The following is a 22,844-nucleotide window of genomic DNA, read 5'->3' on the forward strand; positions in this document are numbered from 1 at the left end:
TGTCAGGTCATTTCTGCTTTTGGGCGGCGCTAGCCAATCCGCGACTGCCCGCGAATCATATCCACTGCCTTCTCGGCAACCATCATCACTGGTGCATTGGTGTTGCCGCCAATCAGCGTGGGCATGATGGAGGCGTCGATGACGCGCAGGCCTTCGATGCCGTGAACCCGTAGCTGTGGATCTACCACGGCCGCTTCATCGGTTCCCATCTTGCAGGAACCCACCGGGTGGTAAACGGTGTCGGTGCGTTGCCGGATGACCTCGCGGATTTCTTCATCGCTGTTCACGTTTTCGGTGAACATGTCTTTTTTCATCCAGCGCTTGAGTGACGGGGCTTCCATGATATCCCGGGTCATCTTGTAGCCGGCGACCATGTCTTCCAGGTCTTGCGGGTCGTCCAGAAATGCCGGGTCGATGAGCGGCAGATCGTCCGGATTGGCGCTGGCCAGTTGCACGCTGCCACGGCTGCGCGGGCGTAACAGGCAGACATGGCAGGAGTAGCCCTGGGTGTAGTGTTTCTTGCGGCCGTGATCGTCCACCAGGGCGGTAACCATGTGCAGCTGCAGATCCGGCGCGGAGAGCGTCGGTTGTGTTTTCAGAAAGGCGCCGGCTTCCGCAAAATTGGACGTCCACAGTCCGCGCCGTTCCTTGCGGTAGGTGCGCATGGCCATCAGGGCTCGCCACATGCCCCCCGGTGAGAGGCCAAAGGTGGCAGTGCTGTCGGTGGTGTAACCGAAAATGAAGTCCGGGTGATCCTGCAGGTTCTTGCCGACGCCGGGCAGGTGGTGCACCACGGGGATGCCATGTTGTTTGAGTTCGTGGGAATCGCCCACTCCGGAAAGCATCAGCAGCTGGGGGGACTGGAAGGCACCGGCGGATAGCAGCACTTCCTTGCGAGCCCGAACACTGCGAAGCTGTTTGCCCTGCTTGAATTCCACGCCGACGGCGCGTTTGCCCTCGAACACAATGCGCTGGACCTGGGCCAGGGTTTCCACGGTCAGGTTGCTGCGATCCAGATGGGGGAACAAGTAGGCCCGGGCGCTGCTCCAGCGTTCGCCATTTTTCTGGGTGACCTGATAGACCCCGGCGCCTTCCTGCTCGGCGCCGTTGAAGTCATCGGTAATGGGAATGTTGCATTCTCTGGCCGCATCCAGAAAGTAGTTCTGGAAAGGGTTGCCGGTACGGCTGTCGCTTACCCAGAGCGGCCCATCGGTGCCGTGGTACTCGTTGTCGATGCGTTCATTGTGCTCATTAAGCCGGAAGTAGGGCAGCACATCGTCATAGGACCAGCCGTCATTACCCAATGCGGCCCAGTGGTCGTAATCCTCGCGGTGGCCGCGGATATAGACCATGGCGTTGATCGCCGACGAGCCGCCCAGGCATTTCCCCCGGGGCTGAAAGCCTTGCCGGCCGTTCAACCCTTTCTGTGGGACGGTCTCCATGATCCAGTTATTGACGGGCTTGGCGAGCATGGCCACGGCGCCGGAGGGGACATTGACCAACAAGCCGTCCCCCTGGCCGCCGGCTTCCAGCAAGCAGACGCGGGTGTCCGGGTTTTCGCTCAGCCGGCCAGCCAGGGCGCACCCTGCGGAACCGCCGCCGATAATGAGATAATCGAATTCGTTTTCCACGATAGCTTCCCTTTTATTGTTTATTTTCGCGGTGCGGAACGACGACGGCACCGGGGTTGCCGGTTTGTCGCGGGCGTAAAGGCTTTGGCCAAGCGATATGGGGCGTCAGGTCCGCTTTATCACAATGCTTGCCAGCAGGTTAGCACTGGTTTTTTGTGGCAGTAAGTACTGTTTTTGTCAGCCCCGGACAGGTAGTTTGAGCCACCAGAACAGGGTTTGTTGATGGCGGTGGAGTCATAATGATTAATACCAAGATGCACAAGGCGGTTTACGGTCTGGCTGAGCAGCTGATGGAGGCTGACAGAAAAGGGCATAAAGACCATTTTGATTCGTTGTATGCCCAGCTGCAGGCGATTTGTGCCGACAACGAAAAAACCGATAAAGATCATCCTGAGCAATGGGAAACCCTGGCTGACTTCACTGAAGAGCTGGAAGTGGCGTTGAGCCTGTACGAAAAGGCGCTGGGCAAAGCCCGCGATATGAACGCGAAGGACTATCTCTCATCAATCGCGTTTTCCATGGCCACGCTGCAGGTAGAACTGGGTAAAACCGATGCGGCGATTCAGAGCCTGGCGGATGCCAAAGTCAGCGCTAACAAGATAGAAGATAAAGAGCTCAAGGCGGACATTGATGGATTACTGCAACGTTTGCAGGATTGTTAGCATCAGATAATGGTCTGATCGTCTCAGTGGTGCGTCTGCTGAGGATGGAAAACGCCGCGCTTATGCGCGGCGTTTTTTTGTATTGTCGGCGGTGCCGGTATTGGCCACAGCCCCGGCCCGTACTTTGCTGGACACGTAATGAGTGGGCGGCTCTTCATAGAGGCTTTGGTAGCTGAAGTTGACGATGGACTCGGATGTTTTCGGCAACAGGTAATACATGGCCAGTGCTCCTTTTCCGAGCACGCCCAGTTTGCGTTTGTCCTGGGTGATGATCATGTCCAGCATCCAGTTCACGGCGGTTTCCGGTGACATGACCGGCATGTATTTATAGATCTTGGTCGGTGCAATCATGGGGGTGCGCACCAGTGGGTAGTTGAGTGATGAGAAGCGCACATTGGTGTGGGCGTACTCATTGGCGGCCACCCAGGTCCAGCCTTCCAGCGCCCACTTGGACGCCAGGTAGGCGGAAAACCGTGCCGGGTTCGCTTGTACGCCTACAGTGGAGACGTTGATGATGTGGCCCTCGTCGCGGGCTTCCATACCGGGTAACAGGTTCATGGCCAGGCGGATGGATGCGAGATAATTGAGCTGCATGGTCCGTTCATAATCGTGGAAGCGGCCCACGGTGAACTTGATGGAACGGCGAATGGAGCGCCCGGCATTGTTGATCAACACATCCACCCGGCCATGATCCTGCAAGGCCTGCTGACAGATGCGGTCGCACTCTTCCAGGTCGGACAGGTCGCCAGGGTATACGAATGCCTGGCCGCCTTGTTGATGAATGGCGCTGGCAATCGCCTCCAGCTTCTCTCTGTTGCGGGCCACCAGCAGTACCGTAGCGCCGGCATCGGCCAACTTGTCGGCGACCAGCGCACCAATGCCGGAACTGGCGCCGGTGAGCAGAATGACCTTGCCGTTGACCCGTTGCTGCAATGCTTTGCCGGGCGCAACAGCACGTTTGAGGTGCCAGGCCCAGTGATCCCGCAGCCGGTTTACATAAGGCAGGACTTTTGGGGTTCTGAATTTCACGGCATTGGACATGGTGGACTCTCGGCTTGATGCATCAGGGTGACTAATGCATCCAGTGTAACCTGAGCATATACTCGGAAATACTCGGATTTATCCGTTGCAAAGGTGTTGGGTTTTATGGGGCGGATTCGTTGGGATGTCTCTGATTTTACTGCCAAAAAGGAGCCGCGGCAGGCCCGCTCAAGGGCCTCGGTGCAGGCCATGGTGCAGGCATGTGCTCGGATTTTGGAAAGCCGGGGCTATGCTGGACTAAGCACCAATGCGATTGCGGAAGTGGCAGGGGTCAGCATCGGTTCGGTGTATGAATACTTTCCTGGCAAGGATGCCATTGTGGCGAGGTTGGTGCAGGAGATGGTGACAGAGGCCAGAGCCATGCTGGAAGGCCGGTTGGCGCTCACTGACAGTCGCAATGATTTAAACAGCGCCATGCGATATTTTCTGGGCGCGATTTACAGACTAATGCGCAAGCATCGAGAGTTATTGCGTGTGTTGGTTTTTCAGGTGCCTTACTTGCACCAGCTGCCAGCCACTCGGCAGTTGGAAATCGAATTACAGCAGGTCTTGATGACAGGGCTGGATTATACGCGGGAACAGTACGCCTTGAGCGCCCAGCAGCATACTCTGTACCTGATGACCACTTCGGTGGCCGGGACGCTGACGCACCTGGTGCTGGTGGCTCCGCCCGCCATGGACCCTGACGGGGTGCTGGATGCGTTGGCGGACAAAATGGCCGCTTGGCTGATTGAGGGGTAATGCATGGCAATGAGGGTGATGAGGAGAGTAACGTGCAACAAGGCGTGGCATTGAATGAGGAGTTCAAGGATGGGGAACTGGAAATCTGTACCGTTGATGCTGGTGGCCACGCTGATTACCGGCCCCGTTACCGCTGAGATGGACTTCCCGGCCTGGACACAAAGCGATTGGCGTATTGAGGAGAATCGTGCCGCGCTCAATGCGCGGACCCCGGCGAGCATGCGTACGCCAGTCTTGATTCTCGGCGAGAACCGCCGCACTGCCTCGGAATCTGTGGTGATTTTGATTGATGCACCCTTTGAGTCGGTGCGTCCGGTGGTGGAACAAGTCTGGGAGAAACGAGGGTATGCGGTAGAAAAGGCGTCTCTGCCCTTGGCCGATTTGGTATCGCAATGGCAGCAGATCATGTTGGCAGCTCAGCCCGATTTGCGCTCCGCGCTGGTGGACGGTGTGTATGGGCCGGCTCTCGCGCAGGCAGTGAAAGAGGGCGCATTGACTGAAACCGAGCGACGTCAGCGTTTGCAGCGCCTTGCTGTTCGTACTCAAGCCACTGAAGACGCGTTGCTGCAGGTGCCGGTTTTTCGCAAGGAGGCGCAACGTTCACGTTTTTATCGCGAACAGCGCGTAGATGACGATGCCCGCTGGGTCGATGATTACAGCATTCTGGATTTGCGCTTGGTTATGGGCTTGCCGGTTACTGCCGTGACCGTTAAGCGTGAACATATACTTCGTGTGCCACGGCAGATACTCAGCGGGTTGGCGGACTCGCCGCAATTTTTCAAGCAAGGTCTGGTGCCCGGTGGTGACTTTCAGGCGACCTTGGCGGCGTTGACGCAAGCGCTGCCGGATGCCGCTCTGCGCCTGGCTGAATCGCCGGAAGTTTGGAAACCAGCGGTGCCGATGCCGCCTGAATTGCCCGCGCCGGATTGGCGTCACCCGCCGGAAAGCGCAGCGATAGAGCCAGCAGTTCGTTCGTTGCGCACCACGGATGCGCTGACCTTGCGCGCAGTGCACTCCTTGCCTGATGGCGCCTTGATTGTCGGCGTACAGCGGGAGGCGCGATTGAATGACGAGACCGTGATGATTGCCCAGCTTTGGCGACTGGTGCCAGAGGCGCCCACGCCGGAGGTACTTTGGCAGGGCCTGAGCGGCGCCGATGATCTACACGCAAACCCGAAAGGTTCGCGGTTTTGGTTCACTGGTCAACCGCTAAATAGCGCGCAGACGGCACTGTTCCAGTACCAGCAGGGTGAAGGCGTCAGCGCGCTGGATTTACCCGCCGAAGATCGCCAGCGACTGCCTTTTGCGCAGTGGTGGGTGAATGGCGACGATCCGGTAATCGCTGCGTATTCGGTGAGCAATTTGCGCCATTTAGAGGGTGGCATGTTGTCATCGCCACAGCCGGTGCCTCGCAAAGAGTGGTTTCCCAATGGCTTGCGGCTGCTCGCAGGCGGTGCTGCGCCCTGGGTAGAAGACGGTCAGGGCGTGGCAGAGTTGGATCCGGAGAGTGGGCGGGTCACGCGTTCGTTGCAGGTGCCCGCGCGACGGGACGGTCTGCCGGGTGCGTCACCATGGCCAGGTCTGGATCCCCGTGCGATGAAAGGTAACTTTCCAGGAATCGTTTCCGCCAAGGGAAAATGGTTGGCTACAGCATTCAGCTTTGAAGAAAAAGACGGAGGCCCTTTAGCAGGGGTGCATCTGTTCGACACGGATAAGAGCGAGCTGTTGTATTCAGCGGTGCTGCCTGGCGCTGGATCTGTGCGACTCACTGCTGCCTCGAGCGACGGCCGTTGGCTTGCGATCCATGGTGGCAATGGCCTCGTCTTCCTCTGGGATGTCCGGGGTAATTCCGCGCCGCTTCGCCTCAACGCTGACAGCGTTTATCTGGAAGACTTAACGTTCTCCAATGACAGTCGTTATCTCTATGGTGTGGGTAACGAGCATATTCTGACTTGGCAATGGCGTAATTAAAGACTCAATAGGTGAAGTGTGGTTCACCCGGCATTGCGCCGTCTGCCATTGCTATAAATAAAACCAGGAGCCTGATGAAGACAGTACTGATCCTCGTTGATGTGCAGAATGTGTATTACACAACACGGCAAGCCTTTAATCGCCGCTTCGATTACAACCAATTCTGGTCCACAGTGACAGCAGAGGGCCAGGTGGTGAAAGCGATCGCGTATGCCATCGATCGAGGTGATAAAAAACAGCGTGAGTTCCAGAATATTCTTCGTGCCATCGGTTTTGAGGTGAAGCTGAAACCCTTTATTCAGCGCGCCGATGGCTCCGCCAAAGGGGACTGGGATGTGGGTATCGCCATTGATGCGCTGGAATATGCTGCGCAGGTGGACAGCGTGGTGCTGGTCTCCGGGGACGGTGATTTCGATCTGCTGGTGGATAAGTTGCGAGTGGGCAAGGGCAAGCATGTGGATGTCTATGGCGTCGCGCCATTGACAGCGGATTCATTGGCCCGTGCGGCGAGCCGGTTTGTTCCCATTGAGGGAGACCTTTTGCTGTAATCGCGTTTCGCCGTGGCAGTGTGGTTATCGGTGGTTGTCGCTTTACGCAATTTGCTACCCTGTGCCGTTAACGTGCCAGGAGACATCGATGTCAGAAGCCGCCCTTGAAACCTTGTCCGATATGATCACCGCAGCCCATACGCGGATCCAGCAGACCTATGAGCATATTAATCCAGTGGTGGGTGTGCGCCGTGGCATGCGTGATGTGGGTATTCCTGCCGATGCCATGACCATTGATTGCCTGCAGACCCGCGGACGCATTGTTCTGATCCTGCATGATGAACAGCCCGGTGTGCTTCTTTACCAATTTGGCAGCATTGATGAGGATGCTGGCGAGGATTTTCAGCGAATGGATCTGGCCGAGGTGAGTGGGGAGACGTTATTTACCTGGATGCAGGATTACTTCTCCGCCTGAGTCAGCAGGCAGGCGTTGGGGCTGTTTTACCTGCGTCAGTGCTCTCCCAGCGTCAGAAAGGGCACCAGTGTCACCAGTATCAATACCGTGACGGCGATCAGCACACCCAGCGCGCGGCCGGGCTGATCGCGCAAGCGGCCACCCAGCGTTGGTGCGGTACCATCGCGCTGGGCTTCCTCGAACCGCTCCCTTTCCCGCCGGGTGCGTTGTTCCTGATAGTCTTCCATCAGTGCCTTGGCGCGCTCCCGGTCTACCGGGTTGGTGAGCCAGATGCCCCCTGAGGAAATGCCCCACAAGCTCGGTGTGGTTTCGTAGAACGGGATCTGCTGTTCATCTAACAAAGTACGCACTTCCTCGGCCTCGTCGTCCGGTACCTGGCGCAAATTCAGCAGTAGTGTGGTCATGGCGTATCACCGTTGGTCGGGCGTGGTCGTTGCTGTCTGTCTCGGTGACATTATCGCATTTTCCCGCGCGTTTTTGCTTTCTTCCTGTCAGAGGCTCCCTAGTACAGGATGAGGTGGCTGGCCCAGCCTCCGATATACAGGCCCACGCCGAACACGCCATGGTTAAGCAGACTTTGCAGCCGGGCCTTGTTCGGTGCCGGGGTGCGTGAGGCGGCGATGCCTGCACCCATGCCCGGCTGCATGAGCAGGAAAGGGGCTGCCACGGTGATCAGGCCGATCAGGATGGGTAGCCCGGCAGTAGGGTGCTCAATCCATGCCGGTCCTCCCGTGGCCAGTACCAGGCTCGCAAAGGCAATGCCGATCAAGTAGTGCGCGAACCATCCGCTGACGGTTTCTCCAGCTACCGGCGCGGATTGGGTGATCGGGTTGTGCCGGAATTGGCCGTGGCGCATATGCAGTATCCAGCGCCCGACCAGCCCGTAGTTGGGGGCGGCAATGGCGAAGGCCCGTTGACGTAGTACGCTCCAGCTATCCATGACCAGAGTGGCGGTAATCCCGGTGATCAGGGCAGCGAGAAAACAGGTGGTGGTAGTGGCCATTTCAGGTGCCTCGTTGAGAGTGTGGTGGTAACGTACTTCTTCAAGTCAACTTGAGGTCAAGGCCGTGCTGGATATTTCAGAAGTGGCGCAGCGTGCTGGATTGCCTGCATCGACCCTGCGCTATTACGAAGAGAAGGGATTGATCATGTCCACGGGCCGGCGGGGGATAAAACGCCTGTTCGCGCCTGTGGTGCTGGATCAACTGGCGTTGATTGCGCTGGGCCGGGCAGCGGGGTTTTCACTCGACGAAATCGGCGCCATGTTTGATGCCCGTGGCGAGCCACAGATTGACCGTCAAACCCTGGTAGACCGGGCGGATTCGCTGGACGTCACGATTCGCCGGTTGTCTGCCATGCGGGACGGGCTGCGGCATGCGGCAAAGTGTCAGGCCCCCAGCCACCTGGAGTGCCCACAGTTTCGGCGCCTGATGACGGTGGCGTTGGCCAGGAAGAAGGGAGAAAAAGCGCGCGGGTCTGCGGGTGCGGGCCGGTTCGGAAAACCGTGATGGTTCTGGCGTTGAGCAGCAAGCGTACATTGATGTCACCAGGGTGGTGAGTATGGATAGAAAAGAACGATCCCGCAGAATGCAGTATTCCAGCAACCGCGGAGGCGCTCGGCATACCGTGCGTTATGTGGAAAGTTCGGCACCCCCGGAAGGCGAGTGCATGCTTTGTGCCGGCTCGCTGGCCGACGCAGAACCGGTGCAATGGGTGGGGCCGGTGAGCGACCCGCGCCCTTTGCTCATGCAATGGTCGCGACGCCGCCTGTAGTGTCATTGTCGGGTGTTTTCTTGAGTGCTAATGCTGGCTTCCCCGGCCTTGTCACCAGAAATAAAATACCGCGCCCACTGCCACTGACGTCAGTGATCGCTCATCGATGATCGGGCTGTCTGTAATGCCCTCACCGAGATAGTCCTCTTTTACCACCGCCAACAGATGCCAGTGCTTTCCCGGCGTCCAGATTCCGGTCAGGGCCGCCTGATAGTTCAAAGAACTGTGCTCGCCATAAGCGGGGCGCCCCGGCGCTGTTTCGTCATCCGCTACACCGTAGAAATGTTCGACCAGTCGGCCGTCCTGCCATACCAGCCCCAATGAGGGCGCGATGGTGAAGTCTCCCCAGTTGAATCCCCGGCTGACGGTCAGATTTGCTTCTGTGCCATCGCTTTCCCCGGCGACGTCTTTCAGGGCGTTGGCGGCTACCTGAAACAGCGCATGTTGGTATTGATAGGATACGCCGGCAAATACGGTACGGCGGGTGGTATCAATGCCATTGAGTTCACCGTCATCGGCAAAGCTGGATTTCACTTCATAAAAGCGGGGTGTCAGCAGCAGCCCAAAGACGCTGTTATCGTTTTTGAAAAGATCCAGCCCCGCATCAAGGCCTTCCACGCTAAAGCGCTTATAACGAATGGAGAAATAAGGAAGCCCTTCGTCCTGGCTGTCGACGCCAACAAAGGGGCGTTCGGTTATCGAGGTGGTGGCGCCGATGCCGAAGTGACTGGTGTCGTCCAGCGGTGCCCGTGATAGCGGGGTATTGATGGCCGTGGGAGCTGCTGAAACGGCAGCACCGGCACTCATAAGAAAAAGCAGACAGGAAAAGCGTTTCAATGTGCCAAGCAGGGCTTGTCGAATAGTGATCATGGTGACTCCGGGAAAGACGTTGAATTATTTTTTTGCGAAAGAAAGCCGCCCACAGCTTGTACGGGATGTGGGTCGGTGAGTTGACGGATCCAGGCCACCAGCCCTGTTTGTTTCTGCCCTTTATCGGGGGGAGCGGGAAGTGGCAGGGTTAGCGAGGCCGTTGGCATTGGCTGATGACTCCAGTGCAGCACCACGAAATCATGCTTCAGGGTTTTTCCCCTGTTTTCGCCTCGACGGATCGAGGACTGCAGGCCGGAGCCAATCCAGGCCACGTTCAGGTTGGCGTTATCAGGCAGGGTGCCGTTGAAAGTGGCGTGGAGGGTATGGTTGGCATAGCGAATGGACAAATTTCCCACTTCTTCATGAGACAGCGCGCGCTGCCAGTGGCGGTTGCGCTGGAAGAAGCCGCGCCATTCCTTGCCATTGATAAAGAAGCCGGGCGTGTAGACGCGACCGGATTCGTGCAGCTGGGCATAGCGCCGCTGGCGGTTACTGTAATCCGGGCTGGCATAGGGATCGGCCCAGCCGATGTAATCCCAGTAGTCCACATGAAACGCCAGCGGGATAAAGGTTGTGAACGCCTCTTCCTGCTCTCCCAGCGAGGCCAGGAAGCGATCAGCGGGTGGGCAGCTGCTACATCCTTCCGAGGTGAAAAGCTCAATCAGTGACACCTTCTTTTCGCCGCTGTTCAGGATCAATGGTGTGCTGTCGGCATACAACGGTGCAGAAAGCAGCAGCAGAGCCAGACAAAAAAATGAACGCATAACGAGCCTTTGCGCGTGTTCAGTTATTGCTTCGATGCGCAGGAGCCGTGTTCGTTACAGGTGGTGGCAGGGTAGAATGGGGAGATTGTCTGCCACGGGAAACCCGTGGCGGGACGGATGTATTAAAGAAAAGGAAAAACGGAAAGAAGGGGCCCGCATCCGTAAGAGAATGGAGAATAACAGCCCATGACGTTCAGGCTCTCTTCCTTTGCGCCGGTTTGTCAAAACCGTTCAGTCCTTCCAAAAACAGCAGTTGCTGGCGGATCACGCCGCTGAATGTCGGCTCGAAATAGGGCTCGAAGTGGTTGGCGTCAATGCTGGCGATGGTCAGGTTGGGATTGTTGACGCCGCGGATGGCGCTTTCCACAAAGGGGGCGACAGAATCCTGGCTGGCGCCCAGTAACAGGGTGGGAATGCGGATGTTCTTGAGACGCTTGAAAGGACGGTAGGGGCCCATGGTCATCATGGAGCGGGCCGCCACGCGGTTGTCGTAGCGACGACCGATGCTGGTTTCGGCCAGTTGCAGTGCCTTGCCGGCATCATCCCGGTCCATGGAGGAAAACGCTTCGGGCTCACTGACCACAGGCAGATAGATAGGCTGGCCCGGCTTGAGCAGGTCGGCCATGGCGTAGAGCCCAAAGCGTAGCAGTCGTGGCAAGGGGACGGCGCGCACCGCGGCCATGCCATCAAGCATGGGGACCTGGGCAATGGCCCCGGCCAGTTCCGGGTGTTCGGCGGCCAGCTCCACCACGTGGCCGCCACCAAAGGACGAGCCCCACAGCACGATGCGACGGGGATCGATGCCCGGCTGGCTTTTCAGGAAGGCCAGGGCGGCGTCGCCGTCGGCTACCCGCTGGCGGGCGGAAATGACGTGTCGGGGCAGGCCGGCACTATCGCCCCAGCCGCGATAATCAAAGGTCATCACCGCGTAGCCAGCGCGGGTAAATTCCTCATAGTAGGACACCGTTAGCGCATCCTGAATCCCACCCCAGCCGTGCAGCATTAGGATAGCTGGCAGTGTTTCTGCCGTGGCCTTCGCTGGCCGGTGCAGGGTGGCTGCACACCAGGTCCCGCCAGAGTAAAAACCGGTTCGCTGGCTGTCACAGGTCAGGTCCTGGGGGCTATGTCGCAGGGTATCCATGGTCGGGCTCCAGTTGTCTTGTATGGCATTCAAGAGCAAAGACTAGCATTCTTGAATACCATACAAGATGACCGGACCGACTGTGGGAGAAGGCCCCTTGGCCAAGAATAAGCGCGATATTGATCTGAAGGTAAAGCAGGACGAACTGGAGAGCACAGCAGCCAGGCTGTTCTTGTCGCTGGGCTACGATGGTACGTCCATGAGCCGTATTGCCAGGGAGCTTGGGGTCGCCCCGAATACCCTGTACTGGTATTACGCCAGCAAGGATGAACTGTTGGTGGCTGTACTCAACCGGCAGATGTCGCAGACCCTCGTTCACCTGCCGACCATCGTGGATGAACCCTTGAAGGACAAGATGGCCTGGGCGTTGCGGGAATTCGAACAGAGCCGCGAACTGGTCACCACGGTGCATGCCCGGCTGGAACAGTCCGCGGTGATCCGGGAATGGCATGACCAGTTTCACCGCTTTGTGGAGGCGGCGGTGATCCATACCCTGAAAGCGGACGGTGTGGCGCAGGAGCGCGCGACCATGCTGGCCACAGTGGGCACCTTTCTGGTGGAAGGGTTGTTGGCCCACCCTCACAGTAAGCGTCAGCGTGAGGCTATCCTGCAGTGGTTTGCTGACAGCGCCTTGCCTGCGTAGCCGTGGTGCCCGCTGGATTGTCCTCTGCGCACTCCTCATGAGGCATACCGAGTTAGCTGTCTTCTCGGCGCAGGTGTTGCTCTTGGCTCTGATCGCCTCTCAATCGTCTTGGTCTGCCACCTTTATTTGCTGCCTTCAGGAGGAGCATACTTCTGTAAGAAAAATATAAAACGGGGAAGGACACCATGAAAAGGAACTTCACGGCCTGCCTGCTGGGCGGAATGCTGTATGCGGTCTTATCCGGCTGCGCCACACATGAAACACCGGACCGGTTATCCCGGATCACCGGCGTGTCCGGGGACAAGGCGGTCACCGCAGAGGATCAACAAGGTTATTTGCGCAGCCGTTTCTGTCAGGAGCTGCTACTGCGCTTTGGTGTAAAAAGCTACGAGGGCGGCGGTCGCACCGATGCCTTGCAGCGCTGTCTTGATGACACGGCGTCTGCAACCCCTTATCCCAGGGATGCCTTTTCGATCGCGTTGTCAGGAGGTGGGGCCCGTTCGGCTTCGTTTTCCATGGGCGTTTTGAAGGCGCTCAATCACAGTGGTTTATTGGAAGAAGCGGATGCCATTTCATCGGTTTCCGGTGGTGGCTATACCTCCTACTGGCTGATGTCGCAGCGTTTCTACGGGACCATGTACGCGGAAAATCTGGATGGAAGCCTGGCAGAAAAACTTCCCGCTACTAACCGGGATTATTACGCCAACGTATTGAAAGGCATGGCGGGTTCCGCCGATGTGGCGGCCACGCCGTTTTGCCAACTGGTGGCAAGCAAGCACCAGGATGAGCAGAATGTCGACAATCTGTCTCCGCTTTTTCTGTCGCGTACTGATGGCAGCATCTTGGCGGATGACGCCTATCAGCGCCATATCGCGGCCCAGTCTGACATTATCAACTATTCCAGTAATGGTACCGTACAGGCCCTCGAGAGCGGTGGGTTGGTTGCATCCCATGTGGTGTCGTTGCCTTTCTACTGGGTTACGGATGGTTTTCTGAATCTGCGACTGATCAATGGTTCGGTGTTTACCAATGCCTATAGAAAAGGGCTGGAGCGGGCTTACGGCCTGGCACCCAATGCCGACCATGACGAGTACGTTGACTATTTCGAGCATGAACCGGATCAGTTCATGAATGCCCAAAATGGCAGCGTGCTGTTTTGGCGCAAGGCATCCCAGACAGAGGAGCTACATTTTAGCCATCTGCGGGAGTTTGCGCTGGCCTATAACAGCTGTGCGGATGCCCTGGTCGATGCCGGTCAAGCGGTGCCGCCATTGTCTCTGCCAATTATCAATACCAAGCTGATCCGGCCGTACAGTTTTATTGATGATGACGAAAATTATGATATGGCCTCACTGGAGAAAAGTGTCTTTACCTTCTCACCGGTTCAATGGGGGTCGGCCCATACCAGTTACCAGCCAGAGCAACAGCTGCTGGCCCCCATCTCCTTTTCGAAAGCGGTGGCTACATCCGGGGCGGCAGTGGATGAGGGGGCCAGACAGTTGCGGGGGCTGGGAGACTTTTTTGTGTCTGCAGCCAACATGAATCTCGGCTATGAGATGCGCAACCCGGCCACCCAGGAAGGCCCTATGGGGAGTGCCTGGTTCTGGACCTACAAGCTGTTGGGTGGTTTCCCCTTGAAGTTCGTCGTGCCGGAGGATTACCACGCTACACTCCGTATTAGTGATGGCGGCCATGCCGAGAACCTTGGTCTGTATTCCCTGATTGAGCGCGGTACCCGGCGGATTGTAGTGGTGGATGCCGAGCATGACCCCGACTATGAATTCGAATCGCTCAAACGTATCCGGGCCAACCTGGATGCCAATTTGGGGATCGAGCTGAAGTGTGCCGAAGACGCGTGCCCTCTGGCAGGTGATTATATTCAGCGCCAGGGCGCCGGTGTGTTTGAGCTGACAGCAACCGGTTTTCCCTGGCAAGAGCCAAGCCAGATCATTTATGTGAAGCTGTCGCTTGATGAAAACAGGCTGGCTGACAATCTGGCCGTGCCGCCCAAACAGGCCTGCCTGACTTCGCTGGCGGATCTGGGGGAGGGGGCGGCCCATTACTCCTGCAATGTGGCCCGCTATTACGACAGTGAATCCGCCCAGCGCAATGCCTTTCCGCAGAATATCACGGCGGATATCTGGTACAGCGAGGAGCAGTACGCAGCTTATCGTGATCTGGCTTATTTTATCGGTGTTACCAAGCTGACTCCCAGGCTCAATGGCTGGAAAGCGATAATCCAGGCGGAGCGGGAACAGGCCCGGAATCTGGTCGACCAATACCGTGCTGGTCGCCCGGTTTCTCCCTGATGCAGAAAGTCCCGGCCAGGCAGAAGATGGGCCCACATTTGGCGGTTAGTGATTGACGGTTGCTGTTTTCATGGGGCGGGATTATTTCCCGGATCAATGTAAGAAGGTCCCTTGTTGCCGGAGATGATGGAAAGGCAGGTTATACCGTGGCGTATAGCGAGGGTAGACTGGTTAGCCAATCTGGCACGGATCCTGTGGCAGCATGAAAATTCATCAAAGCGAGAGTCGGTATGGATGAAATGGAGCAGGCTGAAGACGAATTTGCCCAGAAGGCAATGGTTGAAGCCGTGGAAAACCAGATTGCGGATGGTCACCCCCGTGAGGCGGGGATGGTGATGATGGCATTGACGAAGAATGGTCTGGATCATGATGCTGCGCTGGAGAAAATGGCGGATGTACTGGCCAGCCATGTGGCGCTGACCATGGATGGCGAGACGCCGTTTGATATCAACGCCTATGCGCGGGATCTTCTGCAGCTGGCCAAGGACTGACGCCAAGGTGTTCGTCAGGCACCAGGCTCTCTGTGCAATGCGGTATGAGGGAAAGACACTGCTCCGTTCATGTCACTCCCTCAATGCCGCGATACATTTTTTAGGTTTGTCGCGGCATTGAGTGATCAGCCAGCTTCAGAACTTGTCGCATTACCCCGCCCTGGCAACCGCTGGACGCCGGATGCCCGCTAGCTGTATGCCCCAGCCGAGTAAGTCAGCTCATAGCTGTGGCTGTAGATTTCCAGAATGTTGCCGAACGGGTCTTCCATGTAGACCATGCGGTACGGTTTTTCGCCTGGGAAATATTCTCGCACGGGCATCCGTTGTTTGCCGCCGGCAGCAACGATCTTCTCTGCCAGGCCTTCCACGTCCGGATCCTGCACGCAGAAATGGAAGACCCCGGTTTTCCAGTATTCAAAATTGTTTTCCGGCTTTTCCGCATTGTTGAACTGAAAAATCTCCACACCGATACGGTCGCCAGTGGAAAGGTGGGCAATGCGTAATGACGACCAGCCAGCACCGAACACATCGGTACACATGACGCCGACGGCGCTGTCATCTTCGCTGATGGTGGTGGGGGGCATGATCAAATACCAGCCGAGCACCTCCGTGTAAAAACGCACGGCAGCGTCCAGGTCGGTGACGGAAAGACCAATGTGAGAAAAATTGCGTGGGTAAGTCTGGCTCATGGGGGCTCCTCATGGTTGATGGTGATTGCTGTTGTCGAGCATGAGGAAAGCGTATGGGTCTCGTGGTATAAGTTAAACTGAGTGCCGCTTATTGTATTGATAAGGTTTTCTTATGATAAATCCGCAATGGTTGCGTTCATTTATGGTGCTGGCGGAGCGTGGCAGCTTCACGCGCACGGCGGACCAGCTGGGGCTGACGCAGGCGGCGGTCAGCCAGCATATCCATCATTTGGAAGCGCAGCTGGGGCCGTTGCTGATTCGCCGTCCCCGTCAGGTTGAATTGACCCCGGCAGGCCAGGCGTTGCTGGGCTATTGCGATGATATGGAGCAGGCGGAAAAACGCTTGAATTTGCGGTTGTCAGGGGCGGACGACAGGCAGGGTGAAATCAGCCTGATCACCCCGGGCAGCATTGGCCTGTCGTTGTATCCGCTGCTGCTGGATTTGCAGGCCTCTTATCCGGGGCTGTCTGTGCGCCATCGCTTTGCACCGGATCAGGATGTGCTGGAGGGTGTGCGCAACAATCACTTTGAGTTGGGGCTGGTTACCCTCAAGCCGGATGACCCGCGCCTGGTGGCGTGCCACTTTGCCGATGAGCCGCTGGATCTGGTGGTGCCCGCCACGGCCACAGTAAACAGCTGGGAAGACCTTGAAAGCCTGGGCTTCATTGATCACCCGGATGGGCACGCCATGGCATCGCGTCTACTAAGCCGGGTGTTTCCCGGTAATCGGGGTATTCGCAGTATCGCCTGCAAGGGGTTTGTTAATCAGGTCGGCTTGATTCTGGAGCCGGTGGCGCGTGGCTTTGGGTTTACCGTGATTCCGCGTTATGCCCGTGAAGCCTATGCCCCAGGGGAGGCGATTCGGGTAGTGGAAATGGGTCCGCGTGTGGTCGATGCATTGTGGCTGATTTATCGCGCGGAGTGGCCACTGTCGGCTCGTGCCAGGTTTGTGGCCAGCGAGTTGGCATCCCGTCTAACGGGGGAGACGTTGGCGCTGGTTTAGGGAGGCGAGCAAGGTGGCGCCATGGATAACGCCAGCCTCTACACATCAAACATGTGTCATGCGTCATCCATCATGCTTCTTGCGTCAACGTGGACTTGTGTCGAGTGCACCTTTGCCGCTAACTCCACTATAGTCAGTGGCTGTTGTTTATTCGCCAGGAGCCGCGCCATGTCATCCCAGCCCTATGCCGAAATCGGCCATTATATTACCCGTATCGACACCGCCATGATGCGTGAAGGGCTGGCGGCCTGTTATCTGCTGCAAGGTGGCGATGAGTGCGCGATTATCGAGACCGGCACCCACAATACCGTGCCGATTATTCTTGCCTTGCTGGCGCAGCGGGGCATCGAGCGCGGACAGGTCAAATTTGTCATCCCGACCCATGTGCATCTTGATCATGCCGGCGGTGTGGGTGGCTTGATGCAGGCGTTGCCGGAGGCGACCTTGCTGGTTCATCCCCGTGGCGCCCGGCACATGATTGATCCCTCGAAGCTCAAGGCCGGCGCTACCGCTGTGTATGGAGAAGAAGCCTTTGCAAAGGTCTATGGGGATATTATTCCTGTGGACGCGCAGCGCGTGCGAGAAATGCATGATGGGGACCATGTGCTGGTCGGCGACCGTCGTCTGGATTTTTACGATACGCCAGGCCATGCCCGCCACCATTTCTGTGTTTATGATTCGCTGTCTGCCGGTATTTTTACCGGTGACACCTTTGGGCTGGCCTATCCGCCCCTGACGACGGAAAAAGGCCCGTTCATCCTGCCTACCACCACCCCGGTGCAATTCGATCCGCAGGCATTGAAAGCGTCTATTCGCAAGCTATTGGCGCTGAACCCGGAGCGCATGTTCCTGACGCATTATGGGGCCATGGATGCCCCCCGGGAGCCCGGCGAACGGTTGCTGGCGATGGTGGATGATTACGTGGCACTGGCAGAAAAAGCCGCTCCGGGTGATGAGGCTACATTGCTGCAGCGGCTGGAATCGGCCATGCAGGATTACCTGTTTGCCAAGGCCCGCGACCATGGCGTCACCCTGTCGGAGGATGAACTGCAGGAGGCGCTCGGGTTTGACATTAACCTGAACAGCCAGGGGCTGCTGGTATGGCTTCAGCAGCAACAAGGGTAAGCCTTGGCGAACCAAACCCGGCCAAGCGCATCCAAGGGTTTTTCCAGGGAGAACAGCGATGACATTCATTCGATGCAGTACGTTATGTGGGGTGCTGCTGGTCAGCGTGGCCCAGGCCGAACCGGTAACCCCGTTGCCGCAGCTGGAAGCCTACACGGTGCCGGAGGCCTGGCTGCAGCCCATGGCGCCGCTGCAGATTGCTGATAACGTCTGGCAGATAGGCACCGACGAGCTGACCTCGCTGCTGCTGAAAACCCGCGAGGGCGCCATCCTTATTGATGGCGGGATGCCCCAGAGTGCCGAGCATCTGCTGGCCAACATGGAGGCCGTGGGGGTGGCCCCGCAGACCCTCAAGTGGATTCTGGTCAGCCATGGCCACGGCGACCATGCCGGTTCACTGGCGGCGATCAAACGGGCCACCGGCGCCCGGCTCGTCGCCAACGCAGAAACGGCCATGCTGATGGCGGACGGGGGCGCCCACGATATTCATTTTGGTGACGATATCCTTTATCCGCCAGTGCGGGTGGATCGGCAGATTCAGGACGGCGAACAAGTCTCACTGGGCGACCTCACACTCACCGTCCATTTTATTCCGGGCCATACCCCTGGCAGCATGGCCTGGACCTGGCAGAGCATGCGAGACGGAGAAAAGGTGGATATTGCCTACGTGGACAGCCTGACAGCGCCGGGCTATCAGCTGGTGAATAACCCGCGCTATCCCCATATCGTTGAGGCTTTCACCAGTACCTTCAAAACCGTGAAGCAATTACCTTGCGACCTGTTGCTGACGCCGCATCCCGGTGCCAGTGGTTGGGATTATACCGATGCCTCTCAGTCGACACGGATGGATTGTGCCGACTATGCGAAGAAAGCGGAAAAAACGTTACGCGAGCAACGCAAGGCCCAACAAGCGGATTGATTCATTCAGCTGAAGGAATCAATCGGTTGATTGCCCTTGTTCACGCCGGGGCGGGTGGCCATAGTGACTGTCATCGTAACTGCACTCATTCTGTTTGGAGCCAACATGTCTGACGATACCTACACACCGCCACGGGTCTGGAAATGGGACAAGGAAAGCGGTGGCAAGTTTGCCAACATTAATCGCCCCATTGCCGGCCCCACACACGACAAGACACTGCCGGTCGGTGAGCACCCCTTGCAGGTGTATTCCCTGGCCACGCCCAACGGGGTGAAGGTCACAGTAATGCTCGAAGAGCTGCTTGAGAAAGGTCACCAGGGGGCTGAGTATGACGCCTGGTTGATCAATATCCAGGATGGCGATCAGTTTGGTAGCGGTTTTGTGGACGTGAACCCCAACTCCAAGATTCCCGCCCTGATGGATCACAGTGTGAAGCCGACCCAGCGGGTGTTTGAATCCGGCAGCATTCTGCTTTATCTGGCGGAAAAGTTCGGTGAGTTTTTACCCCGGGACCCGGCAGCCCGTACCGAAACCCTGAACTGGTTATTCTGGCAAATGGGCAGTGCGCCGATGCTGGGGGGCGGCTTTGGCCACTTCTATGCTTACGCACCGGAAAAATACCAATACCCTATTGATCGCTACACCATGGAAATCAAGCGGCAGCTGGATGTGCTGGATCGTCGCCTGGCGGATAACACATACCTGGCCGGTGATGAATACACCATCGCGGATATGGCGGTGTGGCCTTGGTACGGCGCGCTGGTCACCAACAAGGTGTATGAAGCGGCGGAGTTTATCGAAGCTCACACCTACACCAATGTGTTGCGCTGGACTAACCAGATTGCCGAGCGCCCGGCAGTGAAGCGTGGCCGCATGGTAAACCGGGCCTGGGGTGATCCGGCCAGCCAGCTGCTTGAGCGTCACGATGCCAGTGACTTTGAGTTGAAGACCATGGACAAGCTGCAAGGCTGAGGGCGTTCGTTTAGCGCGGAGTGTCGGATTACGTCTTTCAGGCTCTCTGTGCCCTTGGGTGAATTCGACCTACAGACAATAGCGACCGTGTGACCACATCGGCCCCGTTTGTAGGTCGTGTTAGCCGCGTAGTGGCGTAACCCGACATTGAGCTTCAGATCGGTCGAATTAGGCGCAGCCGTAATCCGACAGAATGCCAAGACGCGGTTTCTTTCAGGTGCCGCAAAAGGTCTGAAGCACCTGCTCGCCGGGTGCCGCTGATTGCCGATAAGGATCGTCACTGTCCCGGTCCGCATAAGGCTCGGCGAGCGCCTCTAACAAGGCACGGGTTGGCGCCAGATCGTTATCGTCGCTGGCGGCATTCAATGCCTGTTCCACCAGATGATTGCGCGGGATCACCGCCGGGTTGTGATTACGCATCAGGCACAGTGATGACGCCAGGGGTTTGCTGTTGCGAGCCAGTCGCGCCCGCCACTGTTTGTGCCACTGCTGGAAGGTTTCATTCTGGTATTGCTCCCCGTCAGGCAGGCCGTCGTTGATCAGGTCGCGGAACGTATTGGTGTAGTCCGCGTTCTGTGCCTGCATCCAGGTGAGCAAATCGGCAACCAGCTTGTCGTCCCCGGCTTCGCTTGCGAACAATCCCAGTTTCTTGTTCATCATGGCGCGCCATTTTTCTTCGTAACGCTGACTGAATGACTTCAGCGAGGCGGTGGCTTTTTCGATTGCGGTGTCCGTGTCCTCGTGGATCAGGCCGAGCAGGGTTTCCGCAAAGCGGCCCAGGTTCCACTGGGTGATGCTGGGCTGGTTCCCATAGGCATAACGCCCCTGGCGATCGATGGAGCTGAACACCGTGTTCGGGTCAAAATTGTCCATAAACGCACAGGGGCCAAAATCGATACTCTCGCCGGACAGGGTCACGTTATCGGTGTTGAGTACGCCGTGAATAAAGCCCACGCGCATCCAGTTGACCACCAGATCTATCTGACGATCCATCACGGCGTCGAACAGGGCCAGTGCCTTGTTGTCGGCTCCGTGCAATTCCGGGTAATGACGCGCGATGGTGTAATCCACCAGTTGTTCCAGCAGGGCGGGATCCGGTTGTCCAGCGGCGTATTGGAAGGTGCCCACACGAATATGGGATGTTGCCACCCGGGCCAGGACGGCGCCGGGAAGCAGTGTGTCCCGGTGCACCCGGTCACCGGTGTGGGTGACGGCCAGGCTGCGAGTGGACGGAATATTCAGGGCGTGTAGCGCTTCACTGATTATGTATTCGCGCAACATGGGGCCCAGCGCCGCGCGTCCGTCGCCACCTCGGGAAAAAGGGGTGCGCCCGGCGCCTTTAAGCTGGATGTCGCGGCGTTGCCGGCTGTCACTCACATGCTCACCGAGCAGTACAGCGCGGCCATCGCCGAGCATGGTCAGGTTGCCAAACTGGTGGCCCGCATACGCCTGGGCAATGGGCTCGCTGCCCTCCAGTAATGCATTGCCACTGAAAAATTCGGGGTGCGTCGACAAAGCCTCGCTATCGAGCCCAAGCTCCCGGGCCAGCGCATCGTTAAACAGGGCAAAGGCCGGTGTACTGACCGGCTGTGGCGAGCACTCTGAAAACAGAGTCTGCGGAAGCCGGCGGTAGGTGTTGTCGAAACGGAAGCCGAACGGGCTTGGCATGCAATATCCTGAAAGATGGCAGTGAATGTGACTGCCTACAGGGTATCAGAGTCTGCGTGGGCGGGTGACCTTGCCGATGGCGGTATTGTCCAGATAGTCCGCCCAGGCCTGCAGCATCTCCCGGCGTTTATCCAGGTAGGCTTGCCGGTCGGCCGGTTCGTCGCCGGTCTGGTTGAGCAGCTGGGACTGAATCTGCTCTGCCTGATAGCCCAGCTCCCCCAGTGCGGTGGCGGCCAGGGTGCGCAGGTTGTCGGTGGAAACCGGCGTGGTCCGTGTGACTTTTTTCAGTGCCGCGGAAAGGGTGTTGGCGCCTAGGTGTTTTTTGCGATTGCCGGTGCCGGGAAAGATGTACTCCTGGCGGCCGGTGATGGGCTCGATTTCCCGCAACAGTTCCACCGCCTGGCGCGGCAGAGGCACGGTGATGACCTTGCTACCCGTCGGGCTCTCAGTGCTTTTGCGGTGAATGCGCCACTCGCCGGCGTCCAGGTCCATGTCGGACCAGCGGGCGTTGACGATCTCGCTGGGGCGGGCCAGCAACCACACAGTGAGTTTGAGGGCGGCGGTAGTGGTGGTGCGGCTCCACTGGCCGAGAACGCCGCTGGCCAGATTGAAAATCTGCTCACGGGTGCTGAGCAAAAACTCCGGTTCAGTGCCGGAGCCGGTGAGGCGGCGGCGCAGGGCGCCGGTTTGCTGGTAGCCGGCCACGCCGGTATCACGGGCATGGGTGTAGATTCGCTTGCCGATGCCCAGAACACGCTTGCCCCTGTCCAGGTGCCCCTCGGCGCCAAGAGCGGCCGCCAGGGATTTCAGGTCTTCGGGAGTCACTTCACTGACGACCCGTTTGCCAATGCTGGCAATCAGGTAGTTTTCCATTTGCCGCTTGGTGCGCCGGAATTGCTCTTCGGACACTTCAAATCGGTAGACTCGTTCCAGCCAGTCCTGTGCCACCGCTTCAAAGGTTTCCACCGAAGGGCTGAACACTTCCCGCTTTACACAACGGCTGATCGGGTCGATGCCGTCGGCTATCAGTTCCCGGGCTTCATCGCGAAGCTGGCGGGCGAAAGCAAGAGTGACTTCCGGGCAGGGCCCCAGGGTGATGACTTTGCTGCGGCCGTCGAAACGGTAGCTGAGTTTCCAGGTACGGTTACCATCGGTTTCTACCAACAGGTAGAGCCCTTTGTCGTCATGGAGTTTGTAGTCTTTCTGGAGTGGTTCGGCGTTGCGAACATCCGCGGAAGTCAGGGCCATGGCTCGTTGCAGCTCAGAGTGAAAGTGGGGCGCCGCACAGGCGGTGCGTTAAGGAACCTCTGAAAGACTGAGCATGTAAGGAGTTTTACAGAGGTTCCTTAAATAACCTACCCAGCTTTGTGGTGGCGTTCAATTGCTGTTCGGCCAGGGCAATGGGGCCTTAAGGTGAGGCGTTTGCGCCAGCGTGAAACGAAAACGCCGCCAGGGATGCTGGCGGCGT

At 57.8% G+C, this 22,844-nt stretch carries 24 protein-coding genes; 14 read left to right on the forward strand and 10 right to left on the reverse strand.

The features are described 5' to 3' along the window. Positions 1–29 precede the first annotated feature (29 nt). Positions 30–1,631 carry a GMC family oxidoreductase gene (locus tag CL546_RS12430; RefSeq protein WP_290495432.1) on the reverse strand — a complete coding sequence of 534 codons (1,602 nt, stop codon included), beginning with the start codon at positions 1,629–1,631 and terminating at the stop codon, positions 30–32. Between the two features lie 239 nt (positions 1,632–1,870). Here CL546_RS12430 and CL546_RS12435 point away from each other — a divergent pair, with 239 nt between their 5' ends. Next, entirely contained in the window at positions 1,871–2,293 is a 423-nt protein-coding gene (locus CL546_RS12435) for a tetratricopeptide repeat protein (RefSeq protein ID WP_290495434.1), read from the forward strand. Positions 2,294–2,353: 60 nt separating this feature from the next. Here CL546_RS12435 and CL546_RS12440 read toward each other — a convergent pair whose 3' ends face one another. Continuing rightward, the gene (locus tag CL546_RS12440) at positions 2,354–3,334 is read right to left on the reverse strand and encodes an SDR family NAD(P)-dependent oxidoreductase (RefSeq protein ID WP_290495435.1); all 981 of its coding nucleotides are present in this window, start codon (positions 3,332–3,334) and stop codon (positions 2,354–2,356) included. A 105-nt stretch (positions 3,335–3,439) separates the two neighbouring features. Between CL546_RS12440 and CL546_RS12445 the strand changes: the two genes are divergently transcribed. The 4 genes from CL546_RS12445 (at position 3,440) to CL546_RS12460 (ending at position 7,009) form a co-directional block, all read left to right on the forward strand. After that, a complete protein-coding gene (locus CL546_RS12445; RefSeq protein WP_290495437.1) occupies positions 3,440–4,075 on the forward strand; it encodes a TetR/AcrR family transcriptional regulator in 636 nt (211 codons plus the stop codon). 69 nt (positions 4,076–4,144) lie between these two features. Next, on the forward strand, positions 4,145–6,046 hold the full coding sequence (locus CL546_RS12450) for a WD40 repeat domain-containing protein (RefSeq protein WP_290495439.1): 1,902 nt from the start codon (positions 4,145–4,147) through the stop codon (positions 6,044–6,046). A 74-nt stretch (positions 6,047–6,120) separates the two neighbouring features. Continuing rightward, positions 6,121–6,594, forward strand: a complete 474-nt coding sequence (locus CL546_RS12455; RefSeq protein WP_290495442.1) for a LabA-like NYN domain-containing protein — start codon at positions 6,121–6,123, stop codon at positions 6,592–6,594. Positions 6,595–6,682: 88 nt separating this feature from the next. Next, complete coding sequence (locus CL546_RS12460; RefSeq protein WP_290495444.1) at positions 6,683–7,009, forward strand: hypothetical protein; 327 nt, start codon at positions 6,683–6,685, stop codon at positions 7,007–7,009. Between the two features lie 35 nt (positions 7,010–7,044). Here CL546_RS12460 and CL546_RS12465 read toward each other — a convergent pair whose 3' ends face one another. Both CL546_RS12465 and CL546_RS12470 read right to left on the reverse strand, forming a co-directional pair. After that, positions 7,045–7,413, reverse strand: coding sequence for a DUF6164 family protein (locus tag CL546_RS12465; protein WP_290495446.1), 369 nt, complete (start codon positions 7,411–7,413; stop codon positions 7,045–7,047). A 98-nt stretch (positions 7,414–7,511) separates the two neighbouring features. Then, positions 7,512–8,012 (reverse strand): DUF2938 domain-containing protein, encoded by a 501-nt coding sequence (locus tag CL546_RS12470; RefSeq protein ID WP_290495448.1) that lies wholly within the window; start codon positions 8,010–8,012, stop codon positions 7,512–7,514. Positions 8,013–8,076: 64 nt separating this feature from the next. Between CL546_RS12470 and CL546_RS12475 the strand changes: the two genes are divergently transcribed. Together CL546_RS12475 and CL546_RS12480 are read left to right on the forward strand one after the other, a co-directional pair. Then, positions 8,077–8,517 (forward strand): helix-turn-helix domain-containing protein, encoded by a 441-nt coding sequence (locus CL546_RS12475; protein ID WP_007148868.1) that lies wholly within the window; start codon positions 8,077–8,079, stop codon positions 8,515–8,517. 79 nt (positions 8,518–8,596) lie between these two features. Next, positions 8,597–8,782, forward strand: coding sequence for a hypothetical protein (locus tag CL546_RS12480; RefSeq protein ID WP_290495452.1), 186 nt, complete (start codon positions 8,597–8,599; stop codon positions 8,780–8,782). Positions 8,783–8,833: 51 nt separating this feature from the next. Here CL546_RS12480 and CL546_RS12485 read toward each other — a convergent pair whose 3' ends face one another. From CL546_RS12485 to CL546_RS12495, 3 genes are all read right to left on the reverse strand, one after another. Next, positions 8,834–9,652, reverse strand: coding sequence for a MipA/OmpV family protein (locus tag CL546_RS12485; RefSeq protein WP_290495454.1), 819 nt, complete (start codon positions 9,650–9,652; stop codon positions 8,834–8,836). Next, positions 9,649–10,416, reverse strand: coding sequence for a DUF1223 domain-containing protein (locus CL546_RS12490; RefSeq protein WP_290495456.1), 768 nt, complete (start codon positions 10,414–10,416; stop codon positions 9,649–9,651). Before CL546_RS12490 ends, CL546_RS12485 begins: the two co-directional genes overlap by 4 nt. 193 nt (positions 10,417–10,609) lie before the next feature. Continuing rightward, positions 10,610–11,557, reverse strand: coding sequence for an alpha/beta hydrolase (locus CL546_RS12495; protein WP_290495458.1), 948 nt, complete (start codon positions 11,555–11,557; stop codon positions 10,610–10,612). A gap of 97 nt (positions 11,558–11,654) precedes the next feature. Between CL546_RS12495 and CL546_RS12500 the strand changes: the two genes are divergently transcribed. From CL546_RS12500 to CL546_RS12510, 3 genes are all read left to right on the forward strand, one after another. Then, positions 11,655–12,200, forward strand: coding sequence for a TetR/AcrR family transcriptional regulator (locus CL546_RS12500; protein WP_007150516.1), 546 nt, complete (start codon positions 11,655–11,657; stop codon positions 12,198–12,200). Positions 12,201–12,385: 185 nt separating this feature from the next. Next, positions 12,386–14,509: a patatin-like phospholipase family protein gene (locus CL546_RS12505; protein WP_290495462.1), complete on the forward strand. Its 2,124-nt coding sequence runs from the start codon at positions 12,386–12,388 to the stop codon at positions 14,507–14,509. A 230-nt stretch (positions 14,510–14,739) separates the two neighbouring features. Next, positions 14,740–15,000 carry a hypothetical protein gene (locus tag CL546_RS12510; protein WP_290495464.1) on the forward strand — a complete coding sequence of 87 codons (261 nt, stop codon included), beginning with the start codon at positions 14,740–14,742 and terminating at the stop codon, positions 14,998–15,000. 188 nt (positions 15,001–15,188) lie between these two features. Here CL546_RS12510 and CL546_RS12515 read toward each other — a convergent pair whose 3' ends face one another. Continuing rightward, entirely contained in the window at positions 15,189–15,689 is a 501-nt protein-coding gene (locus tag CL546_RS12515; RefSeq protein WP_290495466.1) for a lactoylglutathione lyase family protein, read from the reverse strand. Positions 15,690–15,801: 112 nt separating this feature from the next. On the opposite strand from CL546_RS12515, the gene CL546_RS12520 reads away from it, so the two are divergent. From CL546_RS12520 to yghU, 4 genes are all read left to right on the forward strand, one after another. Beyond that, positions 15,802–16,692: a LysR family transcriptional regulator gene (locus CL546_RS12520; protein ID WP_290495469.1), complete on the forward strand. Its 891-nt coding sequence runs from the start codon at positions 15,802–15,804 to the stop codon at positions 16,690–16,692. A 168-nt stretch (positions 16,693–16,860) separates the two neighbouring features. After that, positions 16,861–17,817, forward strand: a complete 957-nt coding sequence (locus tag CL546_RS12525) for an MBL fold metallo-hydrolase (RefSeq protein WP_290495471.1) — start codon at positions 16,861–16,863, stop codon at positions 17,815–17,817. Positions 17,818–17,875: 58 nt separating this feature from the next. Beyond that, positions 17,876–18,736, forward strand: coding sequence for a subclass B3 metallo-beta-lactamase (gene bla, locus CL546_RS12530; protein ID WP_290495473.1), 861 nt, complete (start codon positions 17,876–17,878; stop codon positions 18,734–18,736). 105 nt (positions 18,737–18,841) lie between these two features. Next, positions 18,842–19,708, forward strand: a complete 867-nt coding sequence (gene yghU / locus CL546_RS12535; RefSeq protein ID WP_290495476.1) for a glutathione-dependent disulfide-bond oxidoreductase — start codon at positions 18,842–18,844, stop codon at positions 19,706–19,708. 213 nt (positions 19,709–19,921) lie between these two features. Here yghU and CL546_RS12540 read toward each other — a convergent pair whose 3' ends face one another. Next, the gene (locus tag CL546_RS12540; protein ID WP_290495478.1) at positions 19,922–21,376 is read right to left on the reverse strand and encodes a protein adenylyltransferase SelO; all 1,455 of its coding nucleotides are present in this window, start codon (positions 21,374–21,376) and stop codon (positions 19,922–19,924) included. Positions 21,377–21,421: 45 nt separating this feature from the next. Beyond that, complete coding sequence (locus tag CL546_RS12545) at positions 21,422–22,624, reverse strand: tyrosine-type recombinase/integrase (RefSeq protein WP_290495481.1); 1,203 nt, start codon at positions 22,622–22,624, stop codon at positions 21,422–21,424. Positions 22,625–22,844: the final 220 nt, after the last annotated feature.

It is taken from the genome of Alcanivorax sp. (assembly GCF_002726155.1).
GTDB lineage: Bacteria > Pseudomonadota > Gammaproteobacteria > Pseudomonadales > Alcanivoracaceae > Alcanivorax.